Source organism: Gordonia amicalis, from assembly GCF_022059885.1.
Taxonomy (GTDB): domain Bacteria; phylum Actinomycetota; class Actinomycetes; order Mycobacteriales; family Mycobacteriaceae; genus Gordonia; species Gordonia amicalis.
In genome coordinates, this window is the sequence record NZ_CP091855.1 from 3,615,933 (window position 1) to 3,639,482 (window position 23,550).

Consider the following 23,550-nt stretch of genomic DNA (forward strand, 5'->3'; position numbering starts at 1 on the left):
TTTGCCACCTCCCACCTTGGTCGGCGCGGACACCCGAATCCATTCGCAAAAGTACCTAGGTACCTACCTATGAACTGGCTCACACTCGGATTCGACCGTGAAGTGAGACATAACCGTCACGGAGCCTCGCTCCCCTGCCGGTCGGATGGACGGCCAGTCAACAGTCAACTCACCGGCTGTGCCGAGCGAACGTGAGGAAGCACCTTGTCGACCAGCAATTCGAGGCTGCGCCAGGACAATTCGGGTGAGAGACCACCGAGTAACGAATGCACCCGCAACTCGTAGCCGTCGTCGAGTTCGGAGAGCCGTCGTACCGCTTCATCCGGACTCACGATCCACATCGAGGGATCGTTCCGGATGGAGTCGAGATCGCTCTTCTGGGCCCAGTACCCATTCGTGGTGGCGTTCGCCCGCTCGCCTGCCCAGGAGGCGTACATGTTGCTGGCATAGATGACGTGCGGTGCCACCTGCTCCAGGGCCTGTTCCGGATCCTCGGCCACGTAAAGGAACGCCGGACCGTGCCGCGGGAACGGTTCGGGTTCGGGATGCCCGAGCCTGACACACTCCTCCACGTAGAAGCGGTAGAGGTCCTCGGTGGCCGGCCGGTAACCCAGGCCCATCCGTGCCGCTCGCCGGGCGGACGGTTTGGCGTTTCCCCCGATGTACAGAGTCGGTCCACCCGGGGTTCCCGGGACCGGTGTGACGCGGACGCGGGTGCCTCGGTAGTCGAATTCCGCACCGCGCCACGCGGCGCGGAGGACTTCGAGCTTGTCCTCGAAGACCTTGCCACGATTGGGGAAGTCGACGCCGAACATGTCGAATTCCTCGGGCCGGTACCCGATTCCGGCGGTGACCAACACCCGGCCGGGACCTGCGATGAGGTCGAGCACAGCGAGGTCCTCCGCGAGCCGCAGGGGGTCGTGCATCGTGACGCACAGTGCGGAGAAGTGCAGTTCTATCTGTTCGGTGGCTCCGGCGATCGCGGCCGCCAGGATCAGCGGCGACGGACAGTAGTTGTCCTCTGCCCCATGATGTTCGGCCAGGTAGACGGTGTTGAAGCCCTTCTTGTCGGCCCAGAGGCATTGCTCGACGGCGGCCCGGTACAGGTCGCGCGGGCTCGCCGACCCCGAACCGAGATCGGGCGCTCGCATGTCGTACCGCAAGCCGATCTTCATGAGTTCTCCTTGTCCCTGGGGTCCAGCCAGATCCGGGGCGAGATGGTCGCGGATGATCAGCGCCCGGCACGCAACCCAATAGTCTTTATCGAGACTATTGACTACTAGACTTCACTGATACCGGGACACTACCGGGCCGCGACCGGGTTCGTGGCAGATCGCCTGAACAGGTTGATTCAGATGCTTCGCCCGACCGTCGCCCCGTCCAGGACGGCAGTGCGCAGCCGGCCCGGCACCGACGCGTCACCGATGACGTGGACCTCACCTTCGAAGACCTCGGTGATCACCTCGGCCACTTCACGATTGGGTTCCCGCGCCCCAACCATCACGACCGTGTCGGCGACGACCCGGCGGGTGCGACCGGAGCCGAGGAACTCGACCCCTACTCCGTCCTCCCCGATATCGGTCAGCACCGCGTCCGCGATGAGTTCGAAGCCCGGATGGCCCGCGATCCGGTCGCGCGCGGCCTGCGCGGTGGACGCCGGCTCCGGCAGACCCACCCCGAACGTGGGATGCCGGGTCACCAGGATGACGTCGCACGCCCGGTCGAGCAGGCTCTCCACCACGGAGATGGCCTCGAAGTCGCCGTCGTCGTCGTAGACCACCACCCTCGACGCGCGGTCGATCCGCCCACCGAAACCCAGTACCTCCCACGATGTCCGGACCCGGCGGCGGGCCGCCGTCGACAACCGGAAGGCCGGCCGGGCCGCGGTGAACCCGTCCGTCCGCGGTGAGGCACCGACCGCGACGATCACCACATCCGGCGCCAGACTGCTCACGATGTCCGGCTCCAGTGGCACGCCCAGGCGAATCCTCACCCCCAATCGGGTGAGCTCGTCGGCCAGCCAACGGACATGCGCCCCGTAGTCCGACCGGTGGGGTGCCGCCGCGCCGATCGCGACCTGCCCGCCGAGCTGCCGCGTCATCTCCAGCAGCTCGACGTCATGGCCGCGCAGCGCAGCGGCGCGGGCCGCCTCCATCCCCGCGGGACCGCCCCCACCCACCAGCACACGTTTCGCCCGCGGCGCCGGCGACGGATCAGCTGTCCACGTGACCTCTTTGCCGGCAACGGGATTCACCACGCAGCCGAAGGTCCCACGACGGCCCGCGACGCACCCCTCGTTGGTGCCGATACACGGCCGGATCTCGGCCTCCCGACCGTCGACCGTCTTGCGGACGATCTCCGGATCGGCGATCAGTGCCCGGACCATGCTCACCATGTCGGCCTGGCCGGAGGCCAGGACACGCTCCGCGTCGTCGAGTGTCATGATCCGGCCGGTGACGATCGTGGGAACGGCCAGTCCACGCGTCACCTGCTCCGAGGCGGGCAGCTCATAGCCGAGGGGATAGCCGTCTCCTGTCGCCATCATCCGCACGAAGCGGTAGTACCCGCCGAACGAGGCATCGACGAAATCGACCGAGTCCCCGAGCGCCTCGGCGATCCTCCGGGCGTCGGCCGGAGTGTTGCCACCGGGGACGTCCTCGTCGCTGGACAATCGCACACCGATCGGGAAATCGGCACCGGTCTCCTGCCGGATCGCGGCAACGATCTCGCGCAGGAACCGCAACCGGTTCTCCTCGCACCCCCCGTAGTCATCGGTCCGGTTGTTGGTCACCGGCGACAGGAACTGCGAGACCAGGTAGTTGTGTCCGGCGTGGATCTCCACACCGTGCAGCCCGCCTTCCCGGACATGACGGGCCGAGACGGCGAATCCCTCGACGACATCGTCGATCATGGTCTGCGTCATCGGGATCGGCACGAGACCCCGGACGGGGTTGGGAACATCGCCGGCCGACCACATCGGCCCGCCCAGCGCATTCGCATGGGCCGCGGATCCCGGGTGCCACAACTGCTGCATGAGTCTCATCGGATACCGCTCGATCCGCGACATCAGTCGGCTGTATGCCGGGACCGTCGCGGGATCGTAGGGCGCCAGTTCCATGGCCGCGGACGGGTGCACCGAGGCGGCACCCAGGATCGACAGACCGACGCCGCCGCGAGCCCGTTCGAGGTGATATTCGGCCAGTCCGCCACCCGGGGTCAGCGGCTGGTGCGTCGTGTGCGCGGTTCTGACGATCCGGTTCGGTATCGTCACCGAGCCGAGCTGCAACGGCTCGAACACGTGCGGATACCGATGCCGAACCGACTCTGCTGGTATCCCCGCGACCTTCGTCATCGTGGTCCTCTCATGCACTGGAAGAACGGCACCCGACCGCCACATACTCTATCAGTGAATGGTTCATCAATAGACTTTATCGCAGTCCTCCCCCGCGACACGCCACCCGAGCGACGCCTCCGCTCCGCCACTTCCCGGTCCGGACGCCCGATCCGCGATCAGATGACTTTCGGCCCCGCGACCAAAACGCCCGAAGCGTTCTAATCTGAGATCGTGGCCGCGATCACGATCCAGAACTTGACCAAGTCGTTCGGCCATGTCAAGGCCCTCGACGGATTCGACCTGACCGTCGACGACGGCGAGGTCCACGGCTTCCTGGGACCGAACGGCTCCGGCAAGACGACCACGATCCGGATTCTGCTCGGGCTGCTGCGGGCGGATTCGGGTGTCGTACGCGTTCTGGACCGCGATCCGTGGCGGGACGACGTGAACCTGCACGGACGCATCGCCTATGTGCCCGGTGAGGTGAATCTGTGGCCGGGCGTCACCGGCGGCGAGGTCATCGATCTCCTGTGCAATCTCCGCGGCGACCGGAACCGGCGTCGTCGCGACGAACTGATCGAGCGCTTCGAACTAGACCCGCGCAAGAAGTCCCGCACGTACTCGAAGGGCAATCGGCAGAAGGTCGCGCTGATCGCCGCGCTGGCCTCCGATGCCGAACTCCTCCTCCTCGACGAGCCGACGGCCGGGTTGGACCCGCTCAAGGAAGCCGAGTTCCAGCGGTGCATCGAGGAGGAGCGCCGGCGTGGACGCACCGTGTTGCTGTCGAGCCACATCCTGGCCCAGGTCGAAGCCCTCTGCGATCGGGTCACCCTCGTCCGGGCGGGCCGGACGGTGGACAGCGGCTCGCTGACCGAACTCCGCCACCTCGGCCGCCTCGAGATCAGTGCCGAGACCGCCCACAATCCCGCGCCACTCGACGAGGTTCCCGGCGTGCACGACCTGATCCGTGACGGGCATCGCATCCGCTGCACCGTCGACGCCAACGCACTGGACACCGTGGTCCGCGAACTCGCGACCCTGGGCGTCCGCGACCTGACCAGTGCTCCACCGACCTTGGAGGACATCTTCCTCCGGCACTACGGGGGCTGAGACCGGATGGCGGAGATCGAGATGACGCAGGTCGCCGAGCGGCGATCGGTGGGCAGCGCGGGGCGGAAGGCGGACGCCACCGGTCTCGGCACCCTGCTCCGGTTCTACCTGCGACGCGAACGAGCCGCCCTCCTCGCGTGGATCGGCGGAACCGCAGCCCTGGTGGGCTTCCAAGCCGTCGGCAGCCAGAACCTCTACGACACCCCCGCCAAACTGGCCGCCCTGCGCGAGACCCTCGGCGGAAGTCCTGCAGTCGTCGCACTCGCCGGACCCAAAGAACTGCTCGCCAGCATCGGCGGCGAGGTCGTGTTCGAGATATCCGGCTATGCCGCAATCGTTCTCGGACTCATGTCGATGTTTCTCGTCGGTCGCCACACACGCACCGACGAGGAGAACGGCCGCGCCGAACTCCTCCGGTCGACGCGTGTGGGCCGCGATGCACCGGTCGCCACCGCACTGGCCCTCGCCGCCCTCGCGAACCTAGCCGCCGGGGTCGCCGTCGCAGTCACCGCCGCGGCCACCGGGCTCCCGCTCGGCGGGTCGGTGCTCTTCGGAGCGGCACTGGCAGGTGTGGGTCTCACCTTCGCGACGCTCACGGCGCTGGCCGCGCAGATCTTCGAGAACCCCCGCAGTGTGTACGGATCGATCACGGCCATGCTCGGGCTGGCGTATGTGCTGCGGGCAATCGGTGATGTCGGCAACGGAGCGGCGTCGTGGCTCTCGCCGATCGGTTGGGGCCAGCGCACGCTTCCCTACACCACCGACCGATGGTGGCCCCTCCTCCTGCCACTGGTCGCGTCGTTGCTCACCCTCGCAGCCGCAGTGGCCGTCTCCGAACACCGCGATTTCGGCGCCGGGATCTTCGGCAACCGCGCCGGGCGTGCGGAGGCATCGCGACTGTCGCAGACGACGACAGGGATGGCGTGGCGTCTGCACCGCGGATCCATCGCCGCCTGGGTGGCCGGCGTGTTCGTCCTGTCGGCCGCATACGGATCGTTCGGCGACGCGATCACCGACTTCATCGCGGACAACCCGCAGATCGCGGAGTTCCTGCCCGGCGGCGCCGCGGACGCCGTCGACGCCTACCTCGCGCTCACGCTCACGATCGCCGCCCTGCTGTCGGCGGGATACGGGGTGAACAGTGCCCTGCGGGCGCGCCGAGAGGAGACCGCCGGACGGGCGGAGCCGATCATCGCGGCGAACACCAACCGGATCGCCTGGCTCGCCGGCCATATCGCGATGGCACTCGCGGGCAGCACCGTCGTCCTGGCTGCCGGCGCGGTCGGCGAAGGGTTGGCCTATGGCCTCACCATCGGTGATCTCGGCCAGATCCCACGCCTGCTCGCCGCGGCCGCGGTGTACGTCCCGGCCGTCTGGCTGATCGTCACGGTCGCCGTGGCCGGCGTCGGTTGCCTGCCCCGGGCCGCCGCGATCCTCGCCTGGACGTACTTCGCGTACTGCCTCGTCGCCGAGATACTGGCCGAGTCCTTCCAGCTACCCGAGTGGACACGCGTGGCGTCGCCGTTCCATCATCTGCCGCAGGCTCCCCTCGACACCGTGACGGCGGGCGGAGTTCTCGGCGTCACCGCACTGGCAGCCGTCGCCGTGGCCCTCGGCGTCGCCGGATTCAGCAAGCGCGACGTGGGTTAGACGCACCCCGGTCTCGCTAGCTGTAGCCCCCAAGTCCCTGTCGACGACCCAGCGTTCCCACGTGTCGACCGACACGTGGGTGCCGGGTAGCCACCGAGAATCTTGGCGATCCCGGGATACCTGTTGCCGTCGGAGTCAGTGGAACTCGTCGTCCCGGTTCATGGCGAGCAGGACATGTTCCGACGGGATGACGTAGTCATGCGCGGTCTCGGTGTGCTCCCGGACGCGCGCGATGAGGTCGCCCTCGTCGTCACTCTCCACGATCGCCCCGCATGCCGGACACAGGACGGTGTTCATTCACACCGCGCCCGTCGCCGCAGACATCACCGCGCCATCGGCCACCGGGTCGGCCTCGATGACCAACGCCGCCGGGCCGAGTGGAGTGCCGAAGGGCGCGTTCCAGTCGGCACGCGCAACCCGCCACCGGGGCAGACCGTCGAGCATGTTGTTGAGCCACGTCTCGATCTCGAGTTGTGCCAGCGACTTGCCGAGACACATGTGAGACCCGGAGCCGAAGCCGAGATTCCGCAAGTACTCTCTCGTGATGTCGAACTTGTGCGGGTCATCCCAGCGGCTCGGGTCCCGGTTGGCCGCACCCACCAGGCACAGCACTGTCGAGCCCGCCGGAATCGACACGCCGGCGACCTCCGCACCCTCGTCGGCGACCCGCCAGTTTGTCTGACCGACACTCCACCAGCGGTTGACCTCCTCGATCGCGTGGGGGACGAGTGATCGATCCTGTTTGAGCAGTTCCCACTGCTCCGGATGCCGGCCCAATGCCCACAGCGTCGTCGCCATCAGGTTCGAGCTCGTGTCATTGCCGCCGAAGACCAGAAGCGACACCGACGCCACCATCTCCTCGACGGACATGGACACGTCGCTCCGCACCATGTCCCCGATCAGGTCCGGGGCGTCGTCGTGCGCTCCGGACCGGAGACGGCCCGCCACATAGTCGTTGAGCGAGGCAACCCCTTGCGCACCGTGCATCTGGAGCTCGGCCTTGCGCTCCCCCGTCGCTGCCTCCGACTCGAAAATCGCCACCAACTGATCGCTCCAACGGATGAAGTCGCTCTTGTCCTCGCGCGGCACACCCGTCATCTCGGCGATGACGTCGGAAGGGATCTGGCGGGTCAGATTCCTGACGACCTCCACCTGTTCGCCGGCAGCGACCCGGCGACACACGTCGTCGACGCGCCTACGGACGGCCTCCTCGACCATTCCCTCGCATCGGGACCGCACTTCGGCACGGGTGAAAGCCGACGACCAGATACTCCGAAGCTCCTTGTGCCGCTTGCCTTCCACGCTCGTCATCGTCGGAGCACCGAACAGGGTCTCGTACATCACCGCGGGCTGCCGGAAGGACCTCGCGTCACCCAGCACCCGGGCGCAGTCGTAGTAGGTGGTGACCACATACGAGCTGCTGGGCTCGTGGTAGACGACCGGTCCCAGTTCGGCGATACCCAGGATTGCCGGGTACGGAGCGATCCCGCCCTCCGCCGTCGTCAGCTCCAGGTCGGTTGTCGGAATGGTGGCTGCCACAGTATGTCTCCAATCGATCAGGGTGTGGTCACCATCACAAAGATTTGGTCGCCTGTCAATCAATTGAGACATATTTAGTTTGTGACTAGCGTTTTCCGCGTCTAGGTGCGCAGGTCCTTGCGCAGGATCTTGCCCGACGCCGACTTCGGGATCGCCTCGATGAACTCCACCGCACGAACCTTCTTGTGCGGAGCCACCTTCGACGCCACGAACCCCATCACCTCATCAGCGGTGAGCTGCGCATCCGGCTGCCGCACCACAAACGCCTTGGGGATCTCCTCCCCCGACTCCGCATCGATGACGCCGATCACCGCCGAGTCAGCGATCTTCTCGTGGGTCAGGAGCAGCGCCTCCAACTCGGCCGGGGGCACCTGGTAGCCCTTGTACTTGATGAGCTCCTTGAGGCGGTCGACGATGTACACGCAACCGGTCGGGTCGACCTGCGCGAGATCGCCGGTGTGGAGAAAGCCGTCGGCGTCGATGGTGTCGGCGGTGGCCTGCTCGTTGTTGAGATAGCCGAGCATCACGTTCGGCCCCTGCACCCACAACTCACCCGGCTCCGACAGGCCCTCGGTCGGCATCGGGACTTCGTCGCCGGTGGCCGGGTCGACGATCTTGTTCTCCGAGTTCGGAACCGGCCAGCCTGTCGACGACAGGGGTGGATCCTCGAGGCCGAGAATCGCTTTCGCATCGAACGGGATGATGTGGGACACCGGGGACAGCTCGCTCATGCCGTAGCCCTGCAGCATGTGCAGGTCCAGACGCTTGGCGACCGCCTGACCCAGCTCGTCATCGAGCGGGGCCGCACCCGACATCATCGTGTGCAACGACGACAGATCGTAGTCGTCCACGATCGGATGCTTGGCCAGCGCCACCGCGACCGGCGGCGCGATGTAGGCCATCGTCACCTTGTGGTTCTGGATGTTCTCCAGGAACTCCACCAGGTCGAACTTCGGCATCACGACGAGCGAGGCACGGTTGAACAGCGCCGCGTTCAGCAACACGGTCATGCCGTAGATGTGGAAGAACGGCAGGACCGCGATCACCACGTCGTCGGCGGTCATGCCCTGCAACGGCTTCAGTTGCGCGACGTTAGCGACCAGATTCCGGTGCGAGAGTGCGACACCCTTCGGATTGCCGGTGGTCCCGGAACTGTAGGGCAGGACCGCCACGTGGGTGGCCGGATCGAAGGTCACCTGGGGCGCGGGTAGTCCGGCGCCGAGCACGTGGGCGGCGTTCGGATGTCCCGAGATCTCCTGTCCGTCTCCGTCGAGGACGACGAGGCTCGTGTCGTCCAATCCGACCTCGGCGACGGCGGCCTTTGCCTGCGCTGCCATCGGCGAGATCGTGACCAGCATCGCGGCGCCGGAATCCCGGAGTTGCTTGGCGATCTCAGGTGCGGTGAACAGCGCGTTGATCGTCGTCGCCGTGCCACCGGCGCGCAGGATGCCGTGGAACACCGTCGCAAACGCCGGAATGTTCGGCGACAGGATGCCCACCACGTCGCCGACACCGATCCCCCGCGACGCCAGCCAGCCGGCAACCGCGTCGATCTGGGTGATGAGTTCCCCATACGACGTCACCGCACCGGATTTCGGGTCCACCAGCGCGGTGCGCTCGAGCTCGTCGTCGGCGATGGAGCCGAACAGGAACTCGTGGACGCTGACCTCGGGGATCTCGACGTCGGGGAACGGGCTGGCGAAACTCACGACACCTCCACAGGTGAATCGGTCGACCAATGATCGAGAATCTGCGTCAGGTCCGCGGTCGAGGACTCTGACGGTGCGGGCAGGACAGTTCGGGAGAACCGTGGTGCGGGTGCGGGCTGGACGGCGTCGTCGACGATGACGTAGCTACCGCGTTGCCGCGCAACGGGATCGGCGGCCGCCTCGTCGAAGTCGAGCACGGGCGTCAGGCACGCGTCGACACCGGCGAACTCATCGGCCCACTGATCGCGGCTGCGCGTGGCGAACCGGGCGGCGAGCGCGGCGGAGATGACCGGCCAGTGTGTGCGATCCCAGCGGTCGGGTAGGTCACCGAGGCCGAGGGTGCCGATCAGGTTGCGCCAGAACTTCTCCTCGAGTGCCCCGACGGCGACGAACCTGCCGTCCGCGCACTCGTACGTCGCGTAGAAGGGAGCGGAGCCGTCGAGGAGGTTGCCCTCCGACCGGGACACCCAGCGGCCGGCCGCCTTCCACGACCACTGCAGTTGTGCGAGCAGACCGGCCCCGTCGACCATCGCGGCGTCGACGACCTGCCCGCGCCCGGTGCGCGACCGGTCGTGCAGCGCGGCCAGCACTCCGACCACGAGGAGCATCGATCCTCCGCCGAAGTCGCCGGCCAGCGACAGTGGCGGCACGGGCGGTGATCCGGCCGGACCCATCGCCTCGAGCACACCCGTCACGGCGAGGTAGTTGATGTCGTGACCGGCGAACATAGCGCGGTCACCGTCCTGTCCCCACCCGGTCATCCGGGCATAGACGAGTTGCGGTGCGTCGTCGCAGATCTCGGGTCCGAGTCCGAGCCGTTCCATGACGCCCGGCCGGAAACCCTCGACGAGGATGTCCGCGCGCACGATCATCTCGCGGATGCGAGCCAGGTCGGCGGGGTCCTTGAGGTCGGCCTCGACACTGCGGCGGGACCGGTACAGGCCGGCGTCCGCCTCGACGATGCCGTCCGGGCCGGGCGCCTCGGGGCCGGGGCGTCGAATCCGGATGACGTCGGCGCCGAGGTCGGCGAGCATCATCGCCGCGTGCGGCGTCGGACCCAGTCCCGGCATCTCTACGACGCGCACACCGGCGAGCGGACCGCTCACGAATCCGCCTGATGGTGGAGGATCCCGCGGATCGTGAAATCGACGTAGTCGCCGACCAACTGGTCGACGTCGTGGTCGTCGCGCAGCCACCAGCTGATGCCGTTCATCAGGTCGAGCACCGCGATGGCGGACTGATGGGCGTCGCGCACCTCGAACACGCCCATGCGGGCGCCGGCCTCGATCACGTCCCGGATGCGCCGCTGGTAGTACTTGCGGTAGTCGGTGACGATCCGGCGGTGTTCGGGCGTCAGCGCCGACAGTTCCCGCAGCGCCACAAGGTGTTCCACCCGGTGGCGCGCGAGGCGCCGGACGTGGGCCTCGACCAGGCCGGTGAGCCGCTGAACCGGTCCGCCCTCACCGTCGAGCAGGAGCAGGTCCGCCTGCGGATCCTCGGTCATCCGCAGCGCGATCGCGTAGAGGATCTCCTCTTTGGAGTGGAAGTGGTTGTAGAGACTCGCACCTCGCATGCCCACGGCCTCGGCGATGTCACGCATCCCCGCGTTGGCGTACCCGTGTTCGGCGAAGTAGCGCGCCGCGGCCTCCGCGATCTCGTCCCGGCGGGTGCGTGGACGCTCCTCCGCCACCCGACCCGGGACGACCTCGGCAGCGACCGCAGTGGGGTCGTCAGCCCTGAGGGGTTCCATAGGCTCTCCTCAACTCGCGCTTGAGCAACTTGCCCTGGGCGTCGGTCGGCAGTTCGTCGACGAGATACACCGCCTTGGGCACCTTGTACGATGCCAGTTCGGATCGGCAGTGCTCGCGAATGTCCTCCGCGGACACCGAGGTACCCGCGCGGAGCACGACGAAACCGGTGACCGCCTCGGACCAGTACGGGTCGGGCAGACCCACGACCGCGGCCCGTTCCACGTCGGGATGCGCCTGCAGCACACGCTCGACCTCCTGGGAGGCGACGTTGTATCCGCCGGTCTTGATCATGTCCTTGCGCCGGTCGCGGAAGAACATGTTGCCCTCGTCGTCGATGCGCACGATGTCGCCGGTGTGGACCCAGCCGCCCTCGAGGACCTGCGCCGTCTTCTCCGGGTCCTTGAAGTACCCGAGCATGACCGACGGTGTGCGGCAGAGCAGTTCGCCTTCCTCGGCATCATTGCCGTCGGCGTCGACGACACGCACCTCGAGATGGCCGACCGGCCGGCCGATCCAGGTCGGGTCCGCACCGGGCACGTCCTCGAGCCGCTTGAACCACCCGACCGACCCCAACTGGGTGAGTTCGGACTGGCCCCAGTACGTTCCCCACACCGATTCCGGGGTGGCGGAGGCCCATGCGTCGACCGCATGCGGCGACACCTGGCCGCCGTAGGTGAGACAGCGGCGGACCGTGCCGACGGTGTCGGGCCCAAAGTCGGGGTGGTTGGCCAAGGCGATGAAGAAGGTCGGGGTCTGGGCGAGCACCGAGATCTTCTCGTCGCGGATCATCCGCAGGGACGTCGCCGGGTCGACCGCGGCCGGCAGCACGAGCGTGGCGCCCAGCAGGGTCAGGGACGTGAGCGAGCCGATCCCGGCGATCGTGTGGAAAGGCATGACGTACAGCCAGACGTCGTCGTTCTGGCAGCGCAGTCCCCACGTGTACGCCGGGGCCGTGGAGATCAGGTAGTTGCGGTGCGCGATCTCCACGCCCTTCGGCGTCGACTCGGTACCGCTGGTGTAGACGATCATGGCCAGATCGTGTTCGTCGACGTCGGCGTCGGGCTCGGCGTCCTCGGCCCGCCCGACGAGGTCGTCGAAGGAGTTCCACGAGTTCGACGCCGACTCCCCGACGACGAGGACCGAGATCCCGAGGCTGTCGGCGATCGGCCCGGCGAGCGAGGCCAGGTCGCGCTCGACAACGAGCACCGCGGGCTCCAGATGACCCAGCTGCTGGGCGATCTCCTTCTCGCGGAACATCGGGCTGACCCCGGAGTACGCCGCCCCGAGCTTCAGCGTGCCGTAGTAGGTGGCTACGGACTCGACGCGGTTGCGGCTCATCACCGCGACGCGGTCGCCGCGTCGGACACCGAGGTCGGCGAGGACGTGCGCGACCCGGTTGGCCATCCCGTTGAGCTCGCGATAGCTGGTCGACGTGCGGCCGCCGTCGGCGTCGTACGCGATGATCGCGGGCTTGCCACCCTGCGAACGTGACAGCCTGCGCAGCTGGTCACCGATGGTCGCGCGACCCAGCGGCGAGGTCTGGATCTCGGTCAAGGTGCGGTCCGAGGCCATGACGGGGGCACTCACGCGAACATCCGGTTGTCGAAGCGGTCGAGGTAGGCGATGTCCTCGACCGGGCTGCGGGTGAGCTTGCGCGGGAAGCCGTCTCGCGGGTAGCCGACGGCGATGTGCGCGGCGGTGATGTAGTCGTCCGGGATGCCGAGCAGTTCCTTGACGTCGTTCTCGGCCGCACAGAGCAGGGTCGTGAGTGCGGTGGCGACGCCCTGCTGGCGGAGCGCGAGTGTCAGGTTCTGCACACTCGGGTAGATCGACGCACCGCCGACGACACTGAGCCGGCCGAGCTCGTGATCGGTGGGGTGCAGTCCCTCCATCTCGGCGCACACCACGACGAGCGCGGGCACCTCGGCGAGGTGGTGTGCGAAGTAGTTCGCGCTCTCGATGGTCTTGGGGACGGCGCCGACCTTCTTCGATCCCTCGAGGATCGAGTTGTAGTACGGCTCCCAGAACGGCAGGTAGAGGTCGGCGAGGGCCTTCTTGGTGGCGTCGTCGCGGACCACGACCCAGCGGACGGGCTGGCGGTTGCCGCCCTGCGGGCCGAAGCGCGCGTCGTCGAACGCCTGGTAGAACACCTCGTCCTCGACCGGCTTGTCGCTGAAGTAGCGGCAGGTGCCCGTCGTGCGCATTGCCTCGCTGAGTTCCATGTCAACCTCCGTGATCACTAACCGTTGTTAGTATGACTGAGCACACAGTTCCATACCGGATCGGAGGCGTCAAGCGCCGATTGATGGGAGATCACCGGTGTTGACGGGACGGGACTAACAGTGGTTAGTTGCATCTATGACATCAGTTTCCCTCCGTCCGGAGACGCGCCCCACCACCTCGGAGATCCGTTCGGCCGTCGCCGCGGGCAACATCCCGACACTGCTGGCCGTGTTGGTGGAGATGACCGGCGATCGCCGGTGGCTGAGTGACCGATACCGTCCGACGCGCAGTCGCGGCATGGACGACAACTCCACGGGCGGGCTGCCCGAGGAGGTGCAGGCCGAGATCCACGACGCCGTCGTCGAGGCCCTGGAGAACTGGTACGAGCAGGGTTCACCCGCACGCGAACCGGCCGACGAGGAACTGGTCGCCGCCTTGATGTCCTTCACCGCCGGCGAGCCGGTGGCGCCGGAATTCGGCCCCATGATGAGTGAGATCGTGCGGGGCGACCTCCGCGGCAGCCACCTGTCGACGCTGCCCGCGGACCTCGGCACGACGATGACCGCCCTCGTCATCGGCGCGGGCGTGGCCGGGATGCTGATCTCCACCCAGCTCGCGGAGGCCGGCATCGAGCACACCGTTCTCGAGAAGAACGACGACGTCGGCGGTTCCTGGTACGAGAACCACTACCCCGGCGCCGGTGTGGACACCCCGAGCTACCTGTACTCGATCTCGTCCTTCGACCACGACTGGTCGACCCACTTCGGCAAACGCGACGAGGTCCAGGGCTACCTGCAGGCCTTCGCCGACCGCCACGCGGTGCGCGACCGCGTCCGGTTCGGCACCGAGGTCCTCTCCGCCACCTATGATTCCGCCGCCCAGCAGTGGATCGTCCGGGTCCGGGACCGGGACGGGAGTCAGAGCACCCTCACCTCGCGGATTCTCATCAGTGCCGTCGGAATCCTCAATCGCCCCAAGCTCCCCCAGCTGAGCGGCATGGACTCCTTCGCCGGCCGCATGTTCCACTCCGCCGACTGGCCCACGGAACTCGACGAGCCCGGCGCCCTGGCCGGCAAACGCGTCGCCATCGTCGGCTCCGGCGCCTCGGCGATGCAGATCGGTCCCGCCATCGCCGGCAAGGTCGGGTCGCTGACGATCTTCCAGCGGTCCCCGCAGTGGATCGCCCCCAACGACGACTACTTCGCCCCCGTCGGCGACGGCGTGCACTGGCTGATGAACAACCTGCCCGGCTACCGCGAGTGGTATCGCGCCCGGCTGTCCTGGATCTTCAACGACAAGGTCCACTCCACCCTGCACGTCGATCCCGAATGGCCCGAGCCCACCGCATCGATCAACGCCGTGAATCACGGTCACCGCGAGTTCTACCTGCGCTACATGCGCGCCGAACTGGGCGACCGCGACGACCTGATCGAGCTGTCGACACCCGACTACCCGCCCTTCGGCAAGCGGATGCTGTTGGACAACGGCTGGTTCCGCATGTTGCGGCAGCCGAACGTCGAGCTGGTGGGCCACGGCGTGGACTCCGTCACCGCCACCGGTCTCGTCGACAGCACCGGCCGGGCGCACGACTTCGACATCATCGTGTTCGCGACCGGTTTCCACAGCGACCGCTACCTGTACCCGATGGACGTCGTCGGTCGCAGCGGCAAGACGACGGTCGAGGCCTGGGGCGATCACGACGCGTACGCCTACCTCGGCATCACCGCACCCGACTTCCCCAACCTGTTCATCCTGACCGGCCCCAACACCGCACTCGGACACGGCGGAAGCTTCATCAGCATCCTCGAGTACCAGGTGCGCTACGTCTGCGACGCCATCCGCGCCATGATCGAGAACCGACTCGGCGCACTCGAGGTGCGCCGCGACGTCACCGACGAGTACAACGACGCCGTCGACCGCGCGCACGCGCAGATGGTGTGGACGCACCCGGCGATGACCAACTGGTACCGCAACCCCGAGGGTCGTGTCGTGGCGGTACTCCCGTGGCGGATCGTCGACTACTGGGCCAGGACCCGCCACGTCGATCTCGCCGACTTCCATGCGGAACCGATCAGCGCCGAAACCATCCCGGACGAGCCGCTCGATCCCTGACGGCGCGCCGCGGAGTGGCAGGACTACGGTGTCAGCCATGACCTCCGTACCGCTGATCACCCCGGATGAACTGCATGCCCGTCTCGGCGAGGGACGTCTGCGCATCGTCGACGCGACGGTTCATCTCAGCTTCGACGCCGACGGTGCGCACGTCGCCTCCGGCCGCGATTCGTACCTGCAGGGACACCTGCCCGGTGCGGTGTTCGTCGACCAGATCGCCGGGCTGTCCGATCCGGACGGCGAGGCCCCGTTCGCGGCGGCGTCGTCGGAGAAGTTCGCCGCGGCCGTCGGCGAGGCCGGCATCGGTGACGACTCGACGGTCGTCGTCTACGACACCGTCAACGGCATCTGGGCGACCCGACTGTGGTGGCAGTTCGGTCTCGAAGGATTCGACGACGTCGTGGTCCTCGACGGCGGATTCGACGCCTGGGCGAAGGCCGGACTCCCCACCGAAACAGGCGAATCAACCCATCCGGCAGCAACTTTCACCGCACGACGCCGGCCGGAACGCATCGCGTCGACCGACGAGGTCGCCGCGGCCACCGCGGATTCGTCGGTTCTGTTGGTCAACGCGCTCGACCGGGAATCGTTCTCCGGCGGTCACATCCCGAGCAGCGTCAATGTCCCGTTCGGCGAACTCGTCGACGAATCCGGCGCCCTCAGGCCGCTCGACGAGCTGCGCGGTCTGTTCACCGAGGTCGGCGCCCTCGACCCCACGGTGCGTCCGGTCACTTACTGCGGCGGCGGGATCGCCGCCACCGCAGCGGCTTTCGCTTTGCGGGCACTCGGACGGAACGACGTCGCGGTGTACGACGGATCGATGAACGCCTGGACCGCCGATCCGGCACGCCCCCTGGCATCGGCCGACTCCCGGCCATGACGTCCCCCGCGGTGACCGTCGAACTCGTCACCGATCCCGACCGGGCGGCGGCGGTCGCCGAGGTGGCCGGTGCGACCTTCCCGCTGGCCTGCCCGCCACACGCCGCCGCCGAGGACATCGCCGAGTTCATCGCGACCAACCTCGGCGAGAAGAACTTCCGCGGCTACATCACCGACCCGGACGCCGACGTGCTCGTCGCCCGGGACGGAGAGGACGGAGCGATCCTGGGCTACGCGCTGGTGCTGCACGGCGATCCGTCGGATCCCGTTGTCGCGGCGGTCGTTCCCGATCGGCCGGCGACCGAGGTGTCGAAGATGTACGTACTCCCCGACCACCATTCGCGTCCCGGCCTCAGCCCGTCACGTGGGCTGATGAACGCAGCACTCGACCGCGCCCGCGATCGCGGTAGCGCAGTGGTCTGGCTCGGTGTGAACCAGCTCAACGAACGGGCCCAGAAGTTCTACACCAAGACGGGTTTCACCCGTGCCGGAGTGCGGACCTTCGACCTCGGCGGCAGCGTCGAACACGACTATGTGTTCACGCAGAAGCTGTAGCGGAGTGTTCGGGGAGTGAGAACTTCCCGCGGGCGTGTTTCCCTCCGACCGGCGTGTCTACTTCCCGCTTACCGGGCGCAATAAGCGGGAGGGAAGCGGTCGAGCGGGAACCCGAGTGTTCCGCGGAACGCTCGTGAAGCGGACAGGGTGTCTCAGACAGCCAATTCGGCGAACCGCGACAGCGCCAGCAGGCGCGAGGTCGCGCGCAGGTACTTCTTGCGGTAACCGCCGGCGAGCATCTCGTCGGTGAAGATCTCGTCGAGTTTGGCGCCCGACACGGTCACCGGGACGTGCGCGTCGTAGAGGCGGTCGGCGAGCACCACGAGCCGCAGAGCCACCGACTGGTCTTTGGCAGGGTGCACGCCGGTGATGCACACCAGCGAGATGCCGTCGACGAGATCCTTGTACTTCGACGGGTGCAGCGTGCTCAGGTGATCGCACAGGGCGTCGAAGTCGTCGAGGGTCGCACCCTCGGTGGAATCGGCAATGTCGACAAGCTCACCCTCGGTGCGCGGGTCCGGAGCGGGCGGGAGGTCGCGGTGGCGGTAGTCCGGGCCGTCGACGCGGATGGTCTCGAACACGGCGGACAGCTTGCGAATCTCGCGCAGGAAGTCCTGCGCCGCGAAGCGGCCCTCGCCGAGCTGGCCGGGCAGGGTGTTCGAGGTGGCGACGACCGACACACCCTTCGCGGTGAGCTCAGTGAGCAGCCGGGACACCAGCATCGTGTCGCCGGGATCGTCGAGTTCGAACTCGTCGATGCACAGCACCGTGTGCTGCGAGAGCCGCTCGACGGCGTTCACGAACCCCAGCGCGCCGACCACGTGGGTCATCTCGACGAAGGTCGCGAACGACTTCGGCTCCGGCATCGAGTGGTAGATCGAGGCGAGCAGGTGGGTCTTGCCGACGCCGAACCCACCGTCGAGGTACAGCCCGATCCCCTGCGAGGGCGCCTTGCGGGAGAACAGGCCCTTCTTCCCCGAGCGCGCCTTCGACGCGCGGGCGACGAAGTCGCGGGCCTTGGCCACCGCCTGGGCCTGCGACGGCTCCTTCGGATCGGGGATGTAGGAGTCGAAACTCACGTCGTCGAAGGTCGACGGAGGCACCATCTCGTCGATGAGTGCATCCGGCGAGGTCGCAGGGTTGCGATCGCAAAGTCGGGCCGCCATGTGTGGAGAGTAGCGATCCACGGAATGATGGATGCATGTTCCACCTGCAGAAAGCGACCCAGGTCACATCCGCAGATGCCGACCGGGAGGGGCCCGAGACCCTCCTCGCGCTGGCCGAACACTATCGGTATCCCCCACGCCCGGCCGCCGGTCCCGGCGCCGCGGCACCGTTCGTCCGGGCCAACATGGTGTCCTCGATCGACGGCGCGGCAACGCACGACGGGAAGTCGGGCGGCCTCGGCGGCCCCGGCGACAAGGCCGTCTTCCGCGTGCTGCGTGGGCTGGCCGACGTGGTCCTCGTCGGAGCCGGGACCGCGGCCACCGAGGGTTATCGCCAGCCGCAACCCGACGACGTGTTCGCCGACCTCCGGAAGGAGAACGGCCAGGCACCGGCGCCGGCACTCGCCCTGGTCTCGCGGTCACTGTCCGTGCCACCGGACTATCCGCCGCTGAGCCACCCCGACACCGTGGTGCTCACCTGCGCGTCGGCACCTCGGGATCGACGCGCCGCACTCGTCGACGCCGGCGCCACCCTCGTCGACTGCGGCGAGGACGATGTCGAGTCGTCGACGCTGATCGCGACCTGCGGGGACCGGGGCTGGCCACGGGTGCTGTGCGAGGGCGGACCGAGCCTGCTCGGCTCGATCATCGCCGACGACCTGCTCGACGAGATCTGCCTGACGACCAGCCCTCATCTTGCGGGCGGACATTCCGGCCGGATCGCGGTCCGCGCCGGCGACGGAGATGACAGTGACGAGGACGCGGCGGCGCTCAGGGCGATGACGCCGGCCGCGATCATCACCGACGACGACGGCTTCGTCTTCACGCGCTGGTTGCGCCACGGCCGGTCGTCCATCCACTGAACCGATCACTGCACGGTCGTCGGCGGGAGTCGTTGACTACGCTCGCGGTCATGCGAAGAGCGCACGCCGTCACGGCTGTCCTGGGTGTGATCGTCGCGATCGTCGTGTCGTCGTGCGCGGTGGGCCCCGACCGCGGTCCGGAACTCATCCCCGGTGGCGGTGGCGGTGAGGGCCCGGCCGCATCGTCGTCGGCGCCGCCCCCGGCGCCGGCGCTGGCCGTACCGAAGACCGATCTCGAGTGGACCGACTGCGCCGCTGGCACCAGCGGACGCTTCGGCATCACCCGCCCGGCCGGGGTGACCATCGAATGTGCGGAGTTCGACTCCCCGGTCGACCGGAACAAACCCGACGGCGAGGTCGTGAGGATCGCGGCGACCCGGGCCCGTACCGCGGCGACGCCCGCCGACGCCCCGCCGCTCGTGCTCACCTCGGGGTCGGATCTCCCGTCGTCGCGAACCCTGATGGTGATGTCCACCGGTGCGGGCCGGGCGTTCCTGGACGCCCACCCGGTGGTGGCCGTCGATCATCGCGGCATCCCCCAGAGTGGGGACCTGGACTGCATGACCCGGCTCGAGCGGAGCACGATCGCCGACAACGGCCTCACCACCCGTGGGACCACCACCCAGGCGCGCATCTCCCGCCTCGCCTCGGCCGCCTCGTCGGCCTCGGACGGGTGCACGGAGACCCTGACGCCCTACCAACTCAACTTCGGCGCACAGTTCGCCGCCGCCGACCTCGAAACGCTTCGGCAGCGGTGGGGCGTCGAACACCTGGGTCTCATCGGCGTCGGCGAGGGCTCCGACGTCGTGCTGTCCTACGCCTCCCTGTACGGGGGTCGAGCGGGACGCATCATCCTCGACACCCCCACCCCCTTCGGTGCCAACGCTCGGGACAGGGCCAACCTGCGCGCACAGGGTGTGCAGACGGCGCTGCAGGGTTTCGCGCAGCGATGTTCCGCACTGGACGGCTGCACGCTCGGCACGAACGGCGTCGGTGCGATGACCGGGCTGCTCGCCAAGGCACGTGCCGGACGCCTCGACGGATTGTCGGACACCACCGCACTGAACGCCATCACCACCACACTCGCCCTCGCGGCGGACCGTCCCGACGCGTTGCTCGACCTGTCCCGCGCCATCACCGCCGCCGACCGAGGCGACACGGCCGCGCTGGTCCGGCTCGCCGATCGGGCCGCGACCCTGCGGATGAGTGACGGTGCCCTGGTGTCCCGGTGCAACGACGTCACCGGCCCGGTGGGGCAGAACGAGATCCCTGGTCTCGTCGAGGCCTGGACGAAGCAGAGTCCGCTGACCGGCTCCGACAGCGCGCTGTCGCTGGTGCGCTGCAACGGCTGGGCGTCGGGCACCGCGGTGCGCCCACCGTCATCGCTGCCCGCCGACCCGCTGATCCTCAACGGCACCCGGGACCCGGTGAACGGGGGCAACGGCGCGAGCACACTCGTCCCGCTGTTCATGAACGCCGGGGCCGAGCCGGTCACCGTCAGCTGGGACGGACTGGGCTTCTCGGTGCTGGGTCGCAGCGCCTGCGCGGCCCAGGTCGCGGCCGAGTACGTGACCAAGACGCCTCTCGGGGGGCCGACCCAGCGCGGTTGCCCCACCTGACCGGGTCCGACCCGGTGCAGCCCGGAGGGTTCTGCGGAGTGTCCGAGGCCGACCGTAGTACGGTGCGCGGGTGGCCAATCTCGACAGGTATCTGTATCCCCAGATGAGTGCGCAGCGGATCATCCCGATGATCCTGTGGCCGATCAGCCTGCTCATGGTCGTGCACCGGTCGGTGTTCCTCGGCGTCAACGGCGACCGCACCGACGATTTCAAGCCGGTGTACGCCGCGGCCTACAACTTCCTCAACAACCTGCCGGTCTACGGCGAGAACTACGCCACGGTCGACCCGCACTACCTGTACCCGCCGTCGGGCACCCTGCTGATGGCGCCGGTCGCGGTGATCGACTACGAACGCGCACGCTGGGCGTTCATCGCGGTCAGCGTCGTGGCCCTGCTGATCTGCGCCTACCTGCTGACCCGGATGTTCGGCCATGCCCTGGACTCATGGGTGATGCCGACGGTCCTGTTCGTCTTCTTCTTCACCGAAACCGTCTCGCACACACTGATCTTCACGAACTTCAACTCGTTCGTCCTGCTGGGCATGATCGCCTTCCTGATGCTGATGCGCTCACGGCACGACTGGTGGGCGGGCATCCCGATGGGTCTGACGCTGGCCGTGAAACCCGTTCTGGCGCCGCTGCTGCTGCTGCCCCTGCTCAACCGGCAGTGGCGGGTGTTCGCCTTCGCCATCGCGGTCCCCCTCGTGTTGACGGTGATCGCGTTGCCGCTGTCGGTGGATGCCGACGCCTTCATCAGCCGGACCGTCCCCTACCTCGGCGAGGCCCGCGACTACTACAACAGCTCGATCGCCGGCAACGGCGCCTACTTCGGGGTCGCACCGTGGCTGGTGATGCTGCTGCGTGTCGCCTTCGTGCTGATGGCCGCGTTCTCGCTGTGGTTCCTGTACCGCTACTACCGCAAGACCAACGAACTGCTGTGGCTCGCGACGTCGTCGGGTGTGCTGCTGGGCACCACTTTCCTCGTCGGCTCGCTGGGCCAGGGCTACTACTCGATGCTGCTGTTCCCGCTGCTCATGACGGTGCTGCTACCCGGATCGGCGATGCGCAACTGGCCGGCCTGGCTCGGCGTGTACGGCTGCATGACCTTCGACAGCTTCTACTCGCAGCGGTGGACGGCCTTCGGCTGGATGGTCGAGTACAACAAGGTGACCTGGGGCTGGTCCTTGCTGATGATCGCGGTGTTCTGCTCGCTGCTGTTCCGCTACCTCGACATGCGCTCCGACGGCGTCGCCGGTGAGGATGCCGTGATGCGGTCGGAGTCCGACACTCCCCCGGTGCCGGCGACGAAGTCCGACGACGAGCTGTCGTTGTCGAAGTCCGTGTAGCACAGCGTGGAACGCGACGCTGTCGCGTCCCGCGCTACCGTGGACGACATGACCGACAGCACGCCCGAGAGCACCGCACCCGCCACGAACCCGGCGACCCTCACCGACGAGGAGTGGAAGCAGCGCCTCACCCCGGCCGAGTACCGGGTTCTGCGCCAGGCCGGCACCGAAGCGCCCTTCACCGGTGAGTACACCGACACCAAGACGGTCGGCGTCTACCGCTGCCGGGCGTGCGACGCGGAGCTGTTCCGCAGCGAGCAGAAGTTCGAATCCCACTGTGGCTGGCCGTCGTTCTTCTCACCCCTCGCCGGCGACAAGATCATCGAGGTCGAGGACAACTCGCTCGGCATGAAGCGAGTCGAGGTGCTCTGCGCGAACTGCAGGAGTCACCTGGGCCACGTGTTCGCCGGTGAGGGCTACGACACCCCCACCGATCTGCGCTACTGCATCAACTCGATCAGCCTGAAGCTCGAGCCCGCCGAGTAGCGCGGCGCGTCACTGCCCGACCCTCACTCCTCGGGAGGCAGCTCTTCGCCACCGTCGTCCGCGGGCTCCTCCTCTTCCGGCGCTGGAAGATCCGGTCCGTGCTCGAGCGGCGTGTGGGCGAACTGTGCCGCCTCGGGCGCCGGGACGTTGTTCGCCCCCGGGTCGCTGGGCGCGGTCGAGACGACACCGGGAGCGCACGGTGCGAGCTGGCCGTCGGGGAGCACTATCTGGCACGGTTGCGCGGTCGCGGTGGCGGCGCCGGCGAGAGCAGTCGCGAACATCAGTGCTGCGATGACGCGGGCCGCGGGAATGATACGGACCATCAGAGTCTCCTCCACGTTTATCAGGACAGTCTTTGCCTCGTGTTGAGGCTCCGTTTACGTTCCGTCCCGTTCGCGTCACCCGCGGCGCTTCCGGTCGATGTTCATCCGTTCCAGTGACATCGGACACACCAAAAAGTACAGGTACTCGCGTTTCACGCGAGTACCTCTCTGGATTCTCAGGTCAGGGCAGGGCGTCGATGAGTGCCGAGACCTCGACGCGGGGCCCGGTGAAGAACGGCGTCTCCTCGCGGACGTGCATCCGCGCCTCGGTGGCGCGCAGGTCGCGCATGAGGTCGACGATCCGATGCAGTTCGGGTGCCTCGAACGCGAGCAGCCATTCGTAGTCGCCGAGCGCGAACGACGACACCGTGTTGGCGCGCACGTCCTTGTACTCGCGGGCGGCCTTGCCGTGGTCGGCGAGCATCTTGCGACGCTCCTCGTCGGGAAGCAGGTACCACTCGTAGGACCGCACGAACGGGTACACGCAGATGTAGTTGCCCGGATCCTCACCGGCGAGGAAGGCCGGGATGTGGCTCTTGTTGAACTCGGCGGGACGGTGCAGGGCGACGTTGCTCCACACCGCGTTGCAGGCGCGTCCCAGAACCGTCTCGCGACGGAACTTCGCGTAGGCGGCCTGGATGGACTCGACGTCGGCGGCGTGCCACCAGATCATGAAGTCGGCGTCGGCGCGGAGACCCGACACGTCGTACACCCCGCGGACCACGACGCCGGTGTCCTCGAGGGACTTGAAGAAGTCGGCGGCATCCGATTTCGCCTGGTCACGGTCGGTGCCGAGCTCGCCGGGGCGAACAGCGAACACCGAGAACATGAGGTAGCGGATCGTCGAGTTGAGTTCTGAGTAATCCAAGCGGGCCATATCTGACAT

At 67.7% G+C, this 23,550-nt stretch carries 21 protein-coding genes; 9 read left to right on the forward strand and 12 right to left on the reverse strand.

The features are described 5' to 3' along the window. Positions 1-164 precede the first annotated feature (164 nt). Positions 165-1,175 (reverse strand): LLM class flavin-dependent oxidoreductase, encoded by a 1,011-nt coding sequence (locus IHQ52_RS16515; protein ID WP_191834399.1) that lies wholly within the window; start codon positions 1,173-1,175, stop codon positions 165-167. Between the two features lie 176 nt (positions 1,176-1,351). Then, a complete protein-coding gene (locus IHQ52_RS16520; RefSeq protein ID WP_191834400.1) occupies positions 1,352-3,352 on the reverse strand; it encodes an oxidoreductase in 2,001 nt (666 codons plus the stop codon). A 213-nt stretch (positions 3,353-3,565) separates the two neighbouring features. Between IHQ52_RS16520 and IHQ52_RS16525 the strand changes: the two genes are divergently transcribed. Both IHQ52_RS16525 and IHQ52_RS16530 read left to right on the forward strand, forming a co-directional pair. Beyond that, entirely contained in the window at positions 3,566-4,444 is an 879-nt protein-coding gene (locus IHQ52_RS16525; protein ID WP_024498548.1) for an ABC transporter ATP-binding protein, read from the forward strand. A 6-nt stretch (positions 4,445-4,450) separates the two neighbouring features. Continuing rightward, positions 4,451-6,094 (forward strand): ABC transporter permease, encoded by a 1,644-nt coding sequence (locus IHQ52_RS16530; RefSeq protein ID WP_024498547.1) that lies wholly within the window; start codon positions 4,451-4,453, stop codon positions 6,092-6,094. Between the two features lie 135 nt (positions 6,095-6,229). Here IHQ52_RS16530 and IHQ52_RS16535 read toward each other — a convergent pair whose 3' ends face one another. The 7 genes from IHQ52_RS16535 to IHQ52_RS16565 all read right to left on the reverse strand — a co-directional run bounded on the left by IHQ52_RS16535 (position 6,230) and on the right by IHQ52_RS16565 (position 13,315). Beyond that, complete coding sequence (locus IHQ52_RS16535; RefSeq protein ID WP_152528514.1) at positions 6,230-6,391, reverse strand: DUF1059 domain-containing protein; 162 nt, start codon at positions 6,389-6,391, stop codon at positions 6,230-6,232. Further along, positions 6,392-7,633: a cytochrome P450 gene (locus IHQ52_RS16540; protein ID WP_024498546.1), complete on the reverse strand. Its 1,242-nt coding sequence runs from the start codon at positions 7,631-7,633 to the stop codon at positions 6,392-6,394. A gap of 101 nt (positions 7,634-7,734) precedes the next feature. Beyond that, positions 7,735-9,342, reverse strand: a complete 1,608-nt coding sequence (locus tag IHQ52_RS16545) for an AMP-binding protein (RefSeq protein ID WP_024498545.1) — start codon at positions 9,340-9,342, stop codon at positions 7,735-7,737. Beyond that, positions 9,339-10,448: a CaiB/BaiF CoA transferase family protein gene (locus IHQ52_RS16550; protein ID WP_024498544.1), complete on the reverse strand. Its 1,110-nt coding sequence runs from the start codon at positions 10,446-10,448 to the stop codon at positions 9,339-9,341. The genes IHQ52_RS16545 and IHQ52_RS16550 overlap by 4 nt, the downstream gene beginning before the upstream one ends. Then, positions 10,445-11,092 (reverse strand): TetR/AcrR family transcriptional regulator, encoded by a 648-nt coding sequence (locus IHQ52_RS16555; protein ID WP_024498543.1) that lies wholly within the window; start codon positions 11,090-11,092, stop codon positions 10,445-10,447. Before IHQ52_RS16555 ends, IHQ52_RS16550 begins: the two co-directional genes overlap by 4 nt. Next, a complete protein-coding gene (locus IHQ52_RS16560) occupies positions 11,073-12,665 on the reverse strand; it encodes a class I adenylate-forming enzyme family protein (protein WP_191835006.1) in 1,593 nt (530 codons plus the stop codon). The genes IHQ52_RS16555 and IHQ52_RS16560 overlap by 20 nt, the downstream gene beginning before the upstream one ends. A gap of 11 nt (positions 12,666-12,676) precedes the next feature. Next, entirely contained in the window at positions 12,677-13,315 is a 639-nt protein-coding gene (locus IHQ52_RS16565; protein ID WP_006436524.1) for a nitroreductase family protein, read from the reverse strand. A 136-nt stretch (positions 13,316-13,451) separates the two neighbouring features. Here IHQ52_RS16565 and IHQ52_RS16570 point away from each other — a divergent pair, with 136 nt between their 5' ends. Genes IHQ52_RS16570 through IHQ52_RS16580 form a run of 3 tightly spaced genes read left to right on the forward strand, consistent with a single transcriptional unit; the run spans position 13,452 to position 16,862 of the window. Continuing rightward, positions 13,452-15,428, forward strand: coding sequence for a flavin-containing monooxygenase (locus tag IHQ52_RS16570; RefSeq protein ID WP_024498541.1), 1,977 nt, complete (start codon positions 13,452-13,454; stop codon positions 15,426-15,428). A gap of 37 nt (positions 15,429-15,465) precedes the next feature. Further along, complete coding sequence (locus tag IHQ52_RS16575) at positions 15,466-16,308, forward strand: sulfurtransferase (protein ID WP_024498540.1); 843 nt, start codon at positions 15,466-15,468, stop codon at positions 16,306-16,308. Continuing rightward, positions 16,305-16,862 carry a GNAT family N-acetyltransferase gene (locus IHQ52_RS16580; protein ID WP_238063618.1) on the forward strand — a complete coding sequence of 186 codons (558 nt, stop codon included), beginning with the start codon at positions 16,305-16,307 and terminating at the stop codon, positions 16,860-16,862. Before IHQ52_RS16575 ends, IHQ52_RS16580 begins: the two co-directional genes overlap by 4 nt. Before the next feature lie 152 nt (positions 16,863-17,014). Here the strand turns inward: IHQ52_RS16580 and zapE are convergent, their stop codons facing one another. Then, positions 17,015-18,028, reverse strand: coding sequence for a cell division protein ZapE (zapE, locus tag IHQ52_RS16585; protein ID WP_006436520.1), 1,014 nt, complete (start codon positions 18,026-18,028; stop codon positions 17,015-17,017). A 35-nt stretch (positions 18,029-18,063) separates the two neighbouring features. On the opposite strand from zapE, the gene IHQ52_RS16590 reads away from it, so the two are divergent. From IHQ52_RS16590 to msrB, 4 genes are all read left to right on the forward strand, one after another. Beyond that, entirely contained in the window at positions 18,064-18,891 is an 828-nt protein-coding gene (locus IHQ52_RS16590; RefSeq protein WP_006436519.1) for a dihydrofolate reductase family protein, read from the forward strand. Between the two features lie 50 nt (positions 18,892-18,941). Beyond that, on the forward strand, positions 18,942-20,510 hold the full coding sequence (locus tag IHQ52_RS16595) for an alpha/beta hydrolase (RefSeq protein ID WP_210738283.1): 1,569 nt from the start codon (positions 18,942-18,944) through the stop codon (positions 20,508-20,510). A gap of 70 nt (positions 20,511-20,580) precedes the next feature. Continuing rightward, a complete protein-coding gene (locus IHQ52_RS16600) occupies positions 20,581-21,855 on the forward strand; it encodes a glycosyltransferase family 87 protein (RefSeq protein WP_096273867.1) in 1,275 nt (424 codons plus the stop codon). A gap of 48 nt (positions 21,856-21,903) precedes the next feature. Continuing rightward, entirely contained in the window at positions 21,904-22,341 is a 438-nt protein-coding gene (msrB, locus tag IHQ52_RS16605) for a peptide-methionine (R)-S-oxide reductase MsrB (RefSeq protein WP_096274947.1), read from the forward strand. Positions 22,342-22,364: 23 nt separating this feature from the next. Here the strand turns inward: msrB and IHQ52_RS16610 are convergent, their stop codons facing one another. Continuing rightward, positions 22,365-22,664, reverse strand: coding sequence for a hypothetical protein (locus IHQ52_RS16610; protein WP_198362506.1), 300 nt, complete (start codon positions 22,662-22,664; stop codon positions 22,365-22,367). 181 nt (positions 22,665-22,845) lie between these two features. Then, positions 22,846-23,541, reverse strand: a complete 696-nt coding sequence (gene hemQ / locus IHQ52_RS16615; RefSeq protein WP_024498532.1) for a hydrogen peroxide-dependent heme synthase — start codon at positions 23,539-23,541, stop codon at positions 22,846-22,848. Positions 23,542-23,550: the final 9 nt, after the last annotated feature.

What these genes read in the sequence shown, in the direction of transcription:
- IHQ52_RS16515 (WP_191834399.1), bottom strand. Translation starts at nt 1,175, where the DNA reads ATGAAGATCGGCTTGCGGTACGACATGCGAGCGCCCGATCTCGGTTCG.
- IHQ52_RS16520 (WP_191834400.1), bottom strand. Translation starts at nt 3,352, where the DNA reads ATGACGAAGGTCGCGGGGATACCAGCAGAGTCGGTTCGGCATCGGTAT.
- IHQ52_RS16530 (WP_024498547.1), top strand. Translation starts at nt 4,451, where the DNA reads ATGGCGGAGATCGAGATGACGCAGGTCGCCGAGCGGCGATCGGTGGGC.
- IHQ52_RS16535 (WP_152528514.1), bottom strand. Translation starts at nt 6,391, where the DNA reads ATGAACACCGTCCTGTGTCCGGCATGCGGGGCGATCGTGGAGAGTGAC.
- IHQ52_RS16555 (WP_024498543.1), bottom strand. Translation starts at nt 11,092, where the DNA reads ATGGAACCCCTCAGGGCTGACGACCCCACTGCGGTCGCTGCCGAGGTC.
- IHQ52_RS16560 (WP_191835006.1), bottom strand. Translation starts at nt 12,665, where the DNA reads ATGGCCTCGGACCGCACCTTGACCGAGATCCAGACCTCGCCGCTGGGT.
- IHQ52_RS16565 (WP_006436524.1), bottom strand. Translation starts at nt 13,315, where the DNA reads ATGGAACTCAGCGAGGCAATGCGCACGACGGGCACCTGCCGCTACTTC.
- IHQ52_RS16570 (WP_024498541.1), top strand. Translation starts at nt 13,452, where the DNA reads ATGACATCAGTTTCCCTCCGTCCGGAGACGCGCCCCACCACCTCGGAG.
- IHQ52_RS16575 (WP_024498540.1), top strand. Translation starts at nt 15,466, where the DNA reads ATGACCTCCGTACCGCTGATCACCCCGGATGAACTGCATGCCCGTCTC.
- IHQ52_RS16580 (WP_238063618.1), top strand. Translation starts at nt 16,305, where the DNA reads ATGACGTCCCCCGCGGTGACCGTCGAACTCGTCACCGATCCCGACCGG.
- zapE (WP_006436520.1), bottom strand. Translation starts at nt 18,028, where the DNA reads ATGGCGGCCCGACTTTGCGATCGCAACCCTGCGACCTCGCCGGATGCA.
- IHQ52_RS16590 (WP_006436519.1), top strand. Translation starts at nt 18,064, where the DNA reads ATGTTCCACCTGCAGAAAGCGACCCAGGTCACATCCGCAGATGCCGAC.
- IHQ52_RS16595 (WP_210738283.1), top strand. Translation starts at nt 18,942, where the DNA reads ATGCGAAGAGCGCACGCCGTCACGGCTGTCCTGGGTGTGATCGTCGCG.
- msrB (WP_096274947.1), top strand. Translation starts at nt 21,904, where the DNA reads ATGACCGACAGCACGCCCGAGAGCACCGCACCCGCCACGAACCCGGCG.
- IHQ52_RS16610 (WP_198362506.1), bottom strand. Translation starts at nt 22,664, where the DNA reads ATGGTCCGTATCATTCCCGCGGCCCGCGTCATCGCAGCACTGATGTTC.
- hemQ (WP_024498532.1), bottom strand. Translation starts at nt 23,541, where the DNA reads ATGGCCCGCTTGGATTACTCAGAACTCAACTCGACGATCCGCTACCTC.